At 39.8% G+C, this 13,913-nt stretch carries 8 protein-coding genes and 1 pseudogene; 2 read left to right on the top strand and 7 right to left on the bottom strand.

Annotated features, from left to right (window positions below):
* Positions 1-492: 492 nt before the first annotated feature.
* From FGD67_RS14960 to FGD67_RS14940, 5 genes and pseudogenes are all read right to left on the bottom strand, one after another.
* Positions 493-3,606 (bottom strand): annotated as a pseudogene (locus tag FGD67_RS14960) (efflux RND transporter permease subunit); the annotation flags it as partial.
* A gap of 18 nt (positions 3,607-3,624) precedes the next feature.
* On the bottom strand, positions 3,625-5,475 hold the full coding sequence (locus FGD67_RS14955) for an efflux RND transporter periplasmic adaptor subunit (protein ID WP_257171914.1): 1,851 nt from the start codon (positions 5,473-5,475) through the stop codon (positions 3,625-3,627).
* Complete coding sequence (locus FGD67_RS14950; RefSeq protein WP_257171913.1) at positions 5,472-6,926, bottom strand: TolC family protein; 1,455 nt, start codon at positions 6,924-6,926, stop codon at positions 5,472-5,474. Before FGD67_RS14950 ends, FGD67_RS14955 begins: the two co-directional genes overlap by 4 nt.
* Positions 6,926-7,450 (bottom strand): DUF411 domain-containing protein, encoded by a 525-nt coding sequence (locus FGD67_RS14945; protein WP_257171912.1) that lies wholly within the window; start codon positions 7,448-7,450, stop codon positions 6,926-6,928. The genes FGD67_RS14950 and FGD67_RS14945 overlap by 1 nt, the downstream gene beginning before the upstream one ends.
* A 156-nt stretch (positions 7,451-7,606) precedes the next feature.
* A complete protein-coding gene (locus FGD67_RS14940; RefSeq protein ID WP_257171911.1) occupies positions 7,607-7,987 on the bottom strand; it encodes a hypothetical protein in 381 nt (126 codons plus the stop codon).
* A gap of 389 nt (positions 7,988-8,376) precedes the next feature.
* Here FGD67_RS14940 and FGD67_RS14935 point away from each other — a divergent pair, with 389 nt between their 5' ends.
* Complete coding sequence (locus FGD67_RS14935) at positions 8,377-8,793, top strand: hypothetical protein (RefSeq protein ID WP_257171910.1); 417 nt, start codon at positions 8,377-8,379, stop codon at positions 8,791-8,793.
* 468 nt (positions 8,794-9,261) lie between these two features.
* Complete coding sequence (locus FGD67_RS14930) at positions 9,262-9,762, top strand: hypothetical protein (RefSeq protein WP_257171909.1); 501 nt, start codon at positions 9,262-9,264, stop codon at positions 9,760-9,762.
* Positions 9,763-9,768: 6 nt separating this feature from the next.
* Here FGD67_RS14930 and FGD67_RS14925 read toward each other — a convergent pair whose 3' ends face one another.
* Positions 9,769-12,570, bottom strand: a complete 2,802-nt coding sequence (locus tag FGD67_RS14925; RefSeq protein WP_257171908.1) for a serine/threonine-protein kinase — start codon at positions 12,568-12,570, stop codon at positions 9,769-9,771.
* Between the two features lie 151 nt (positions 12,571-12,721).
* Entirely contained in the window at positions 12,722-13,774 is a 1,053-nt protein-coding gene (locus FGD67_RS14920) for an FHA domain-containing protein (protein WP_257171907.1), read from the bottom strand.
* Between the last annotated feature and the right edge of the window lie 139 nt (positions 13,775-13,913).

Genomic DNA, 13,913 nt, shown 5'->3' with positions numbered 1-13,913 from the left:
GACTCTCCAGGCAGGTAAAGCATCGTGCATCCGTCGACTTAATTCAAAAGGTGGACTGTCCTCGATAAACTCGACATTGCTGATATCACCTTGGCCACTATATATATACTTGGCCGCTTCAATACCTGATGTTTCACTTAACGGTGACAGTAGCTGACCATTATTGGCATCAACCAAGTACTTAACCTTGTCTACTGAAAACCTATACACCTCTTTATTTATAAACATGCCTACACGAACTTTATCCGCATCAGGGTATTGTTGCTGTAGTGATTTCAAGGTGAAATTAATATTATTTGGATCAATTTTGTTTTGATGATTAATCACTAAAGTGTCGCCATGAATATAGTCAATATTAAAAAAGACCATATAAGCACCAGTAACTGACCAAATAACAAATTGTGCACCAATAAACAGCATTAACCACTTATGATATTTCCTGCTGGTTTTCAATACATTAATCGGTTTTTTTTTTATAATTTTCTTTTTAGGTAATGAGTTTGAACGCCATAAATAAAAGAGTACCGGTAAGATAAGAAGTGTCAAAATAACTGCACTTAACATACCGCCAACCATAGGCGCGGCAATTCGACTCATCACCTCTGAGCCAGTTCCTGTACCATATAAAATAGGCAACAGACCAACAATGATAGCCGCTGCTGTCATCATTACCGGTCGAACACGCATACCAGCACCATGTATTACCGCCTCAAGCACATCGGCTTTTGTCGTAGCAATACCCTTTGCTTGATGGTCACTAAGCATTGCTTGGTAAGCTTGATTTAGATAGACAAGCATAATAACGCCTATCTCAACCGCAACCCCCGCTAACGCGATAAAACCGACACCAACTGCCACTGAGAAATTATAACCTTCTAGATACATTAACCAGATGCTACCTACCATCGCAAGCGGTAACGTGCCCATGATCATGGCTACTTCAACAACGTTTCTAAAATTTAAGTACAGGAGAATGATAATGATAAATAGAGTTAACGGTACCACATAAGCTAACTTGGCTTTAGCACGTTCCATATACTCATATTGTCCTGCCCAAACGATAGAATAGCCTGCTGGCAGTATAAGTTTATCAGCAACAACCTGCTGTGCATCTACAACGTATGTACCAACATCTACACCGTCAATATCGACATACGCCCAACCATTTAAACGGGCATTCTCAGACTTTATACCCGGAGGGCCATCTTCAACAAAGACATTAGCTACATCACCTAATGAAATACGTTGACCACTAGGCGTGACAATAGGCAATAATGCTAGCTGCTCGGGTGAATCACGATAATCTTGCGGATAACGTAAGTTGACAGGATAACGCTCTAACCCTTCCACGGTTTGTGTAACATTCATACCGCCAATTGCCGTAGCAACAACTTGTTGAATATCCGCAATATTTAAACCAAAACGAGCGGCCTTAGCACGTTGAATATCAACTTTAACATAACGTCCACCTGCAACACGCTCTGAATACACCGAAGCGGTGCCGGGCACATCAGCTAAAATTTCTTCAATTTGTTTACCAATATCTTGAATTACGTCCAGCTTTGGACCCGCAATTTTAATACCTACGGGGGTTTTAATGCCGGTTGCTAGCATATCGATACGGGTTTTAATCGGCATCACCCAAGCGTTGGTTACTCCTGGCAATTTGACTAACGCATCTAACTCTTTTTTCAAACTTTCGGTGGTAACACCTTCACGCCATTGATCATGAGGTTTTAACTGAATAAAAGTTTCTATCATAGTCAGTGGCGCAGGATCTGTCGCTGTTTCTGCCCGACCAACCTTACCAAACACCGTTTTAACCTCTGGCACTGTTTTGATGAGTTTATCCGTTTGTTGCAGTAACTGCCGTGCCTGACCAATAGAAATGCCAGGATAAGTCGTTGGCATATACATTAAGTCGCCTTCATCGAGCGGTGGGATAAACTCGCTGCCAATTTTATCAAGTGGATAAATACCAACCGCAAGCACAGCTAATGCTGCTACTAAGGTTATTTTTGGAAATCTCAATACCGTTTTCAACGCCGGCATATAGATAAAAGTTAAAAAACGATTGACCGGATTTTTATGCTCTGGCAATACTTTACCTCGAATAAAGTAACCCATTAACACTGGCACTAAGGTGATCGCGAGTGCTGCAGAAGCCGCCATGGCATAAGTTTTGGTAAATGCCAGTGGCGCAAACATACGTCCTTCTTGCGCCTCTAGGGTAAAGACCGGAATAAAACTAACCGTAATGATCAATAAACTAAAAAATAACGCAGGACCAACTTCACTAGCGGATTCAGTCACTATTTTCCAGCGATTCTCCTTGGTTAGTGGCGTCCTTTCCATATGCTTATGCATATTCTCTATCATTACGATAGCACCATCAATCATCGCACCAATGGCTATAGCAATACCCCCCAATGACATGATATTGGCATTTAAGCCTTGCATATGCATAATGATAAAAGCCGTAAAAATACCAACAGGTAAGCTGACAATAGCGACCAGTGACGAACGAACATGGAAAAGGAAAACAATACAAACCAGAGCCACAACGCCAAACTCTTCTAACAGCTTAAAGGCTAAGTTATTTACCGCTCGCTCAATCAGTGCTGAACGGTCATAAACCGGCACGACTTCAACACCATCTGGCAGGCCTTTCTTCAGTTGTTCAAGCTTTGCTTTTACACCATCAATCACTTGTTGAGCGTTTTCACCAAAACGCATCACCACAATACCGCCCACGGTTTCACCTTCACCATTAAGCTCAGCAATACCGCGACGCATTTGTGGACCCGTGCCAATGTCAGCAACATCTTTTAACAACAATGGTGTGCCATTTTGATTAACACCCAATGGAATATTTTCTAGATCTCCAACACTTTTTATATAGCCGGTCGCTCGCACCATATATTCCGCTTCTGCCATTTCAACAACAGATGCGCCTATTTCTTGGTTACCTTGTTTAATTGCCGTTTGAATCAACGACAGCGGTATACCAAAGGCACGTAATTTATCCGGATTAACTCTGACTTGGTATTGTTTCACCATACCACCAAGCGCGGTAACTTCTGAAACACCAGGCACGGTTTGCAACTCAAACTTTAGAAACCAATCTTGAATGCTACGTAATTGACTTAAGTCGTGCTGCCCAGTTTTATCAACCAAAGCATACAAATATACCCAGCCCACCCCTGTGGCATCAGGACCTAATTGTGGTCTGGCATCAGCAGGTAAACTAGGGGCAACTTGGCTTAAATATTCCAAGACCCGTGAGCGCGCCCAATAAAGATCGGTATCTTCATCAAAAATGACATAGACGTACGAGTCACCGAAAAAAGAATATCCCCGCACAGTAACCGCTCCAGGTACAGACAGCATCGCTGTTGTCATTGGATAAGTGACTTGATCTTCAACCACCTGTGGTGCTTGTCCTGGGTAGCTGGTTTTTATTATTACCTGTACATCAGACAAGTCAGGTAAAGCATCAATAGGGGTTTTACTGATCGAGTACAAGCCAGCACCGACCAGTAAAAATGTTGCCAGTAAGACGAAAAAACGGTTACCAACTGACCAACGAATAATAGAAGCAATCATAAGTGTTTAACTCCTTTATTAGTGGTTTGAGTGATCAACAGCAGGCGCTTCAATACTCGAAGTTACGGCTGATGTTTCACCATCGGTTATAGGAGAGATTTCAACAATAACAAAGTTGCCATCACGAATTTCAAAACTGAATTTAACCAACATACCTTGACTTAGTCCTGCCAAACTAACGCCATCATCAGTGATAAAATCAACGGTTGCTGCTGCTCTATTCCATTTTTCAATAGCAGAGCGACTGATATTGATCATACCGTGCTCAACCATTAATGAGTTGATGGTACCGGTGACGGTCGCCGAAGACATGTCTGAATTTTGCTCGCTGTTTTTAGACATTTGCATGTCTGTCATCACATCGGCATCATTAGCAGGTGCATCAGGAACATGAATATTACTTATTTGGTAGTCGCCAGCAGCTGTTTTTGTCACTTCAACATGTAAACTAAGACCTTCGTTAAGTTGTGCAAAATCAACCGCGTCGGTAGCAATAAAATCCATAGTCATTTCAGGCCAATCCCACTCAGGGATAGCTTCATGCGCTAAAGTTAACATTTTATGATCAGCCATCAAGCTTTGTACTTTTGCTGACACCCAAACTGAAGCAGGCGTGCTCTCATCTAAGCTTGAGTCATCATGATTCATGCGCTTGAAGTCCGATGATTTACTTGATTCAGAATCAAGTAAGAACTGCGCTGAAGTAACGATTTTTTCTCCCTCGCTAATACCGGCAAGTATCTCAACACTTTCACTGTCATAACGCCCTACGCTAACAGCTACCGACTTAAAACTGCCCTCACCTAACGCGAGCACAACTCTATCTTGATTGCCGGTTCTAATCAGTGCTTCTTTAGGGATAAGCAGTGCACGTTCATCACCGGTAGTATGAATAGCAATTTGCGCGAACATATTAGGTTTAAAAACCTCATTATCGTTATTAAAACGTAAACGAACTTTCACCGTACGGGTTTTCGCATCAAGAGTAGGATAGATATAGTCAACTTGACCTGTCCAAGTTTTACCTGGCAGATAATCCAGTGTCATGGTCACTGGCGTGCCCATTTTCACTTGATCTGCTTGTCGTTCAAAAACCTCGGCATCAACCCAAACTTCAGATAAGTCACCAATAGACAATAATGTTGAACCTGGTTTAACAAAAAAGCCTTCACGGATTTTTAAATTCTCAACCACACCGTTTTGTGGTGCATAAAAGGTAATGCGCTGTTGAACTTTTTTAGTTTTTTGCAGCTTAGCAATCGCTTGTTTAGGTAATTGTAAAGCCGCTAAACGATTTTTCGCTGCGCTAATCAATCGACTATTTTTACGATCTAACGCCAACAATAGCTCTTCTTGCGCATTAACTAACTCGGGTGAGTATATCTCGTATAACGCTTGGCCCTTTGTGACTGGATCACCTATGGCTTTAACATGAAGTTTTTCGATCCAGCCTTGCACTCGCGGATGGATATGGACTAATTTGTCCTGATTGTAAGCAACGTAACCAACCGTATTGATTTCAGTGTGTAATGATTTATAACCAACTGTTGCTGTACGAACCCCCAAATTATTAATGACATCAGAGGAAATTCGGATGGTGCCAACACCTTCATCAGGACCTTTGCCACCATCGTCATATACTGCCACCAAATCCATGCCCATTGGCGACTTACCAGGCTTGTCGCGGCGGTAATTAGCATCCATAGGTGCAACCCAATACAATGGTTTTTTTTCTGCTGATGCCGCACTTGTGCTCTGGCCACTGCCAACTGGCGCTAATACTGCATAGGCGCCAACGGTGATAATACCGCCAATGATCATACCCATAACAATTGGTTTAATGTTTTTTCCTAATGTAGTGCTGCTCATTCTCTCTCTCCCGACATAGCTGCATATTGGCTGCTATTGGTCACATTCAGATTGTTTTCAGTCATTGCAGTCTTAATACCACCGATAAAAAGGTAATTTAATTCCAAATGTATTTTTTGTTCTTCGACATTCAAGGTTAAGTCATCTATTTCTGCATTCAATACGGCAATGCGTGCACGCACCACTTCGGCAAAATCACCATCATCATTGGTATAGGCCGTTAACGAAGCTTCCGCTTGATCATGTATTTGAGGCAGTAACTTTGTGTTGTATAAGTTTTGTCTCTCTTTTACTCGTAGTAGTCGACCTTTGGCACTTGAATAGGCGCCGAGTAATTGTCTAAGCAGTAATAATTTTTCTGTTTTTATCGCTTCGGTTTTAGAAACAGCGGAGCGAACATCTTGGTCTTGCCTATTTTCGGTAAAAATCGGTAGATCAAATGTCACACCAACCGAAAATAAATCTGCTCTGTTTTGGCCCATAGGATCATCCGCGCGATAACCATAACTAGCGTTAACACCCCACTCTGGCTTGTATTTTTGTTTGGCGAGCTTGATACCCGTTTTTGTCGCGTTAACTTTTTTATCGACAGCAATAACTGCGGGATGTGGATAAAAGAAAGGCACTAAGTCTTGAGGTTTCAGCCAATTTTCAGCATAAACTAAATTGCTATTAAGCAAATCAATGCTCGGTAACTGCTGGCTAAGTGCAATATCATGCCATGACAAATCAGAGTACAAAGCAGCGTCATCCACTGTATGGTTTGCTGATGCAAATCGTGTTAACCACTGTAAGAGCATGCCGTCGTATTTATTTTTCTGTTGCGCTAGTTTATCTAATCGTTCTTCTAAGCGAGTCAGTTCTAGCTGTGCTCTAACGATATCCTGTTGACGAGTTTTACCTAAAGTAGATGAGTAACTTGCTTCAGCGACATCAGCTAACTGCTCAAACAAAGATCTGTTTTTTTCAATTAAAACAACACTTTGCTGAACCCTGTAAGCATCCAACCATAAACCACCGACCGTAACCGCAACTTTTGCAGCTCGATCTAAGCGTTGATATGGATACATTTCACTTTCAAGCTGCAGTTGCTGGCTTTTAAATTTTAACGTATCACCGCGTGGGATCATTTGACTGACACCTATTTTCAGCTGAGTCATACCCTCTTGGTTCAAGTCAAAACTATCTGTAGGTAAGCTGCCCATACCAACCGATATTTTAGGATCTGGTAAGGTATTAGCAGAAATACTTGCAGACTCAATAGCTTGTTGTTGATGACGATTACCCTTTAACCATGGATCATGCTGTTGTGCGACTTTAATTGCCTGCTTAAAAGTGAGTATCTCTCCACTTTGCACTGACTGCTCAGCAAGCGCAGTCAAACTTGTCATCATTAAAACCCCCAAACCTACGTTAATAAAAACTTGATTGTAGTGGTTGTTTTTAAGCATTAGAATTGCTCCTTGTACGACTGGATAGTGGCATAAACTTCATAGCTGCCATCAGATTTTAATAGTAAAATCTGATAAGGACGAAACTTTTCACCAACTTCCATTCCTGGCGTACCTACCGGCATTGCAGGCACTGATAAGCCAATAACATCACTTGCATGCTGTGCTTGTAAAAATTGTTTGATGAACTTTGCTGGCACATGGCCTTCAAAAGTGTATCCGTCGGTTGAAATTGCGGTATGACAAGAGCGATATCGAGGCGCAATACCTTGCTCTTCTTTAATCACTGAGAAATCTTGGAAATTATGGATTTTTGATTCGAAGCCACTGTCATGGATGTGATTAAGCCATTTTTCACAACAACCACAAGTGGGACTTTTGTACACTTCTAAATGAATGGTTTTAGGTTGAACATTTTGCGTTTTAGCACTATCTGCAGCTACGGTTTTATCTGAGCAACTGGCAATGACAAACACTAAAGCCAAGATTGCGGCAAACTTTAAGGTAAATTTATTTGAAGACATAAACCCCTCCAATAGGGATATTAATTAATATTTTTAATAATAATTAGCTTATTTTTGATGTCACTAAAGATAGTTTTCTTTAAACACAGAGATCAAAAAAGCCTAATACAGATATTTTCTATCAATGAGCCAATTTTTGGCACAATTATGCTGTATTTAGCTTAATATTGGAGGGCGGTAAAGTGATGTAGATTGTTGGTTGTCAGCCAAAGGAGAATGAGAAAGTATTTTAGCAGATAAATCAATAATTGGACTACTGCCTATGTTCTTCATAAACACAGCAACGGTTGAGCAGCCACCCGTAAAGCAGCTGCAGGTTTTAACACAACAATCTTCTGAAGAGTCGTCTGAGTCTCCAGAAAAGCTTTCAGCCATATTATGCTTACTATGGTCCATCATGATTTCGTCTGGTAATTGCGCGCTATTTCCTGACATGCTCATCATATGATAAGGCATAACAGCAGCCGCTACCGCTTGACCAACAAAAGTCAAACATAGCAGTAATACCATTAATGTTTTAGGAAAATTAAAAGACACAAGCAACCAAATTCAAATTTTTACTTGCTGTGGATGGTACAACAATCAATACCTTGCCTCAACTTATTAATTTATATATTTAAAAAAACATTGCGTTAATGTGATATATATCAAGAAAATTAATTATAGCTATTTTTACTCGATCGCTAATAATCAGCTTCATTAACACCATTCCATTCACTATGTAATATCGTGTAATGGTTATGTTGAGTGCTCAACAACTATGATAATAAACTTGAAATGAATATTTTTAGCTGCCGTAGCAGCACACGAGAAAACAAGTTACCAAGTAAAGCACTAAAAAATATCGCATAAATTCAATTGTTATCAACCATAAAATAAAATGCAGAGCCCAAATAGCCATGAATAGTTATAGATTGGAGAGAGATATGAGCGTACCAAGATCATTTATCAATTATATGAAAATTATGCGTGAATATTATAAGTCAGGCGCCACTCGCCCAGATCCCCTGCCCAAGGACTTTAACTTTAATGATATAGAGGTTGATGCCAGTTCATATGGCTTTATCAGTAATGATAATTTTAATAAAAGCATAAATAACACCAACAACAACAACAACGTAAAAAACAATAAAATACCAATGAGTAGCAATGATCAAGTTTTGCCTGCAAAGGCTGCACCACAAACTGAAATTACCACTATCGATTTATTTCAGCAAAATGACAGATTAAAAAACCTTGGCCAACAGCCGCCAACACAGAAAAAAATCACTTTAATTCTGAGCAAAAAAGTCAATGGTATTTTTGCTACAATGATGGCGAGCTTCAGCCAAGAGTCCAAATAACACCAAGCCGCCCTAAACCTGAATAACAGCAATAGCTTTATTGATGATATTAGAGCAAAACAGTGCCTATAAGACAAAAGACATAAAATATCGTTAGCGACTCAAATCAGCGATAGTTCCTATAAAGTCGAATAGACTTTGCTTCTAAAAAATCAACAGCCTTAAGCGTTATTCAACGCTTAAACTCAATTGATATTAATAGAGAATATCTCCTCACTATTGATTTTTTAAATACTAATTTTTTAAGTATTGATTTATTCATTTTCGATTGCTAGTTTATTGTTCAGCCTCTTATTGAGAAATAATTTTAGCTAAAATAAAACATGACTCAGAAAATATCTGCATACGACTTCAGGTTAATTAATCATTTTCTCGTATCGGTAACTTTTTCTGACACGAATAACTAAACACTCATCGTAGATACTTAATAACCAATAATATCGAATAATAACTAAAGGGAACAAGATTATGACCACTGAGCAGACCGCCAACGAAACAGCCGCTGAAGATATCACTTTTTATGTCAATATGGATTTTAGTAAACTGGCTAACGACATTAATGATCAAACCTTAGCGCATCAATTTAATGGCAAAGGCCGAAAAGTCACTTATCTAACTGAAGAGCAAGAGTTAACTTATTTTTACTACTCATCAGACAGTGCCGGTGAAGATAAAATAACGCCGCCGTTTGAAATTAACGACGGTGATACTGTGACCTGTTCGCTACAACCATGGAACAATGGTGACAGCAGCGATAGCAACAAAGCGAAGTTTAAATGGAAAAACATTCTGCAAAATCGTTTTGATTTACATCAGGTATCAACAGAAAGTAAAGCGCAAGTAACCTATAAAGCGGTAATCACCGAAGGTGCGACTGAAACTGATACGGTGATCATTAATATTCACTTTAAACTTAATGGCGACAAGTTTTCAATCGCTTGGGATCCTCAAGTGAAAATAAAAAAATAGATACTTTTAATTTATTATCAACATTTTTAGGTACTCAGGATCCTCTTTTAAATCATCAAAAAGCGGTGAATTAGCAACCTCAGCTAGTGAATAATTCTTATTCATAGCAGATTTTATATGCTTAATCGCCGCTTTTTTCATATTTAAGCGAACATAGGCGGCAGCAATGAGGAAATTATCAGCACCGGTATCTTTTTTATCGATCTCTTTGGCGTAAAACTGTGTTTTATCAACATTATCTAAATTGGCATAATAATATGCTGATGAGGCTATAGCATTTTTGTTATTGGGATTTAACACAACAGCTTGTTCACTAAGGATTATTGCTTGCCGAAAAGCTCCTATATATTTAGAATTATTTGCAAAGCGATAAGCATCGGCTAAATTACCCCAATTAATATAGTCACTATCATTTAAAGCGATCATCTGCTCATACGCTTCTACTGCTTTATTAAAATCTTTTAACATAAAGTAGTAGGTACCAAGGTTAGCAAAACCATCGGCATTTGGTTGAATTGATATGGACTTCTCTGCAGCTATAATAGCCTGTTCAGTATCACCTAAAAGGTAATGGCAAGCACTGATATTAAGGTGAGCAATATAGTTATTGGGTACTTGTTGTGCTAATAATTCAAAATAATTTATTGCTCGATTATACTCACCATTATTATAATGAAGAGCTCCCACGTTTGCTATAACGGTCGTATTATTTGGCATCAACTTAAACGCTTGCAATAAAATGTCTTCAGCCATTTTAATTTCATTTAACTCTATATAGGCATCAGAAAGGCCAGCATAGGCTTTTAAAAATCGTGGTTGTAACCCTATACTTTTTTTGAATAATTCTACCGCTTGGGCATAATCACCTTGGTTAAGGCTCAGCTCAGCTTGTAAATAACTGAGCAAATTATGCTGGCCATTGACTTTTTTCAACTGCTCAACCGTTGCCGCCATTGGCAGCAGTTGAGTCGCATCATTTGATTCAATAAAATGACGTAACTGTGACTCTGCTAGCCCGACATAGGCATCGCCATAGTTAGGGTCGAGACTGATCGCCGCATTAAAAGCAGCCAATGCCTTAGCAATATTGTCTTCGTGATCAAAGCGATATAGATAGCCTCGGCCAGCTAAATAGTGTTTATAAGCACCATCAAAGGCCGGTTTTTGCGCAGCAAACCGAGCGGTTAACTCTGCTGGTATTTGCCAACCGAGCAAGTTCATCACCTGTTGGCGAATGTCGCTTTGCGCGGCGAATAAATTATTTGCATCTAAAGTCAGCTGGATAGACTTTAACTGCCGACCATCAGCGCCATTCACTAAGCTCAAATGCAAACTGCGCGTAGATCCCATATGCTGAATACTGCCGGTGACTATAGTATCGACACCATATTTATTATAAATTCCACTAACGCTCGGGTCGTCAAGTTGTCTAATTTCACTTGTTGGTAATACCCAAGTGCTACCATCACCTTGCTGATAACCTACTTCGGCTAAATCACTACTGAGCATAGTCGCGATACCGTCACTAAAAATTTGTAACACCGGATCGCCGCTAATATTATCGAACGGTAAAAAAGCAATCTTCTTTGCTTCAACCAGCTGCCGAGCAATCAACTCTTGCGTGCTGGGCGGGAATAAAACGCTGCGTACACTCCAACCTAAAACAGCGACTAGCGGTAAAATAAATAAACTTTGGGTCAGCCAATGTTGCTGTTGCCACCAATTTTTTTTTGTTCTTAACTGCTGATCTATGGTGGCAAGATCTTGCGCTAAGGCATTTGCACTTTGATAACGTTTTGCCGGCTGTGTTTGTAGTAACTTATCAACCACGGCAATGAGTTCAGCAGGTACGCTCAGCTGAGGCGGTTTGCCGCCGGTTTCCGCAATATTTTTATCAACAAGTTTGCGCTCAGCCTCACGTTCAGCGATAAGTTCGGCTAACGGGGTGTATTTTCCCTGCGTTATAGCGTCAGTAATTTGCGCTAAATTAAAACCTAAAAAAGGTTTAACACCGGCCAACATTTCATACAAAACAATGCCGAAAGAAAATAAGTCTGACCGCGCGTCACCCGTTTGCCCTTGAATTTGCTCCGGTGCCATATACTGTACAGAGCCTGTTATTGCTAATGATGACGATTTTAGCTCGATATTTTCATCGCAAGCAATAGCCGCTACTAACGGTATTTTCGCTGGTGTTAACGCGGTTTTTAGTGCTGACTCTGGCGTTTGCTCTAGCTCGACACTGCCAATGGGCTCTAACAAGGCAGCAATGCCAAAATCGAGTATTTTAATCTGGTCATTTATATCGACCATAATATTTTGCGGTTTAATATCGCGGTGAACAATGTGTTGCTGATGGGCACAAGCAAGTGCCGCCACCATCTGCTTGGCATAATCGATAACGATATTTAGCGCCAAACCTTGTTGCGGAATAACAGCATTTAATGGCCGACCATTAACCCATTCCATGACAATAAAGTTGCTATCGCCGTCACGAGCAATATCATAAATGGTCACTATATTAGGGTGATTAAGTTTAGAAATGGTTTTCGCTTCTGCCAGTATTAATGCCTGTTGAGCATCGCTGATACGCAGCATTTTAATCGCAACAAAGCGTTCTAAAGCCAGATCTTTAGCTTTATAAACCGCGCCCATGCCGCCCTTACCTAAAATATCGATAATTTTAAAGTGCGCCATACTGTTATGATTAACTTGCTGTGCTTGAGCCGCTTGTTCCTGCTCAGAAAGCAAGGTCACTTCGCTGCATTGAGTATCTGCAATGATGATGGTGTCGTTATCTGGATTCACTTGATATTTTAATTCAGTTGATTATGTATTAATTCATTTTCATACCAAGTGTTATTGATATGCCCGAATTGAAGTTATTTTTATTTTTATTTTTATTTAACTAAATATTATTGCATATCATTTCGCTAATACACGCATAATAATCAGTAACTTAATGAGCTCGTTGGCCAGCATAACTGGTGATATTTTGACTCATGTTATAACTATCGTTTGGCTCGGCTTCCAGTAAACTCACTTGACGCGTATCACATTCCATTTTATCGCCTTTATGAATACAAAAAGACTTACTGGCTAAACGTAGCTTACCGGCATTGCGCTCTATAATGTTATTTGACTCACAAGCGTTATTCAGGGCATCAACGAACTGTTTACGAATACGGTAAATTTGTATATTTAAATGACTAGCATCTAGTCCTAAATCTTTCGCAAGGTGTTCGGCATATACCCAACCTTGTTCACTATCATCAAGACCTGCTTGCATATCTTTCGCACGTTGACGAGCAAGCGTCAGCATAAGGTAGTGATGACTACGTACTAATAAATCAATCTGCTCTTCACCACTTTGCATAACAACATGGGTGCTTTCTTCATCTAAACTGGTTTGAAATAAAAAACTTAATTCATCAAGCGAAGTTACACTAGGTCTGAGCAATTGTGTTTCAGCAATACTGCGGTTAATTTGTAGCTGCCATGTTAAGCCGTCAATATCTAAATACGCTTGATCATCAAGTTCACTGGCAGAAATTGGTTGATTCAAATTATCGTCAAGAATTTCTTGCCACCAAGAGTAGGTTTGGTTGTTATAGCTTAGGACGATATTTTGCGACTTTTGACTCGGTAATAAATGTAAATACTCTAATTGAATAGCATCGCTGTTATGCGCCACGGGAATCAAGCAATCACAAGGAGGGCTAACATCAAACACCTCAAACGCATTATTAGATTTACCTGCAAAGGTGATCACATCACCAACATTAAGCTGGGCAACTTGTTCACGAGATAATTTATTACCATTAAGCCAAGTACCATTACTACTGACATCACGCAGTAGCCAGTACTGCTCATTCCACTCAATAAAAGCATGTATTTTAGAGATATATGCATCGCTGACGTAAGTATTAACTGAGCTTTTAAGTCGACCAAAACTATGATGAGATTGCAGTAGGCAACGTTGTTGCGTTTGATTGTTAATTAAAACGGCCATCAGTTCCTCTTTTATGCTATCAGCGTTAATCCAACGTTTATTTAACCGTCAGTAGGCAACAAAAGCATAAGCCAAGTTGTCTACGCCGCGTTAAGTTAAATAATCAATATATAACTAAAAAGTGTAGTCTTTATTCTGC

The organism is Colwellia sp. M166, assembly GCF_024585285.1.
GTDB lineage: Bacteria > Pseudomonadota > Gammaproteobacteria > Enterobacterales > Alteromonadaceae > Cognaticolwellia.
Note: the sequence above shows the minus strand (reverse complement) of the source record. Positions and strands in the feature narration are given on the sequence as shown.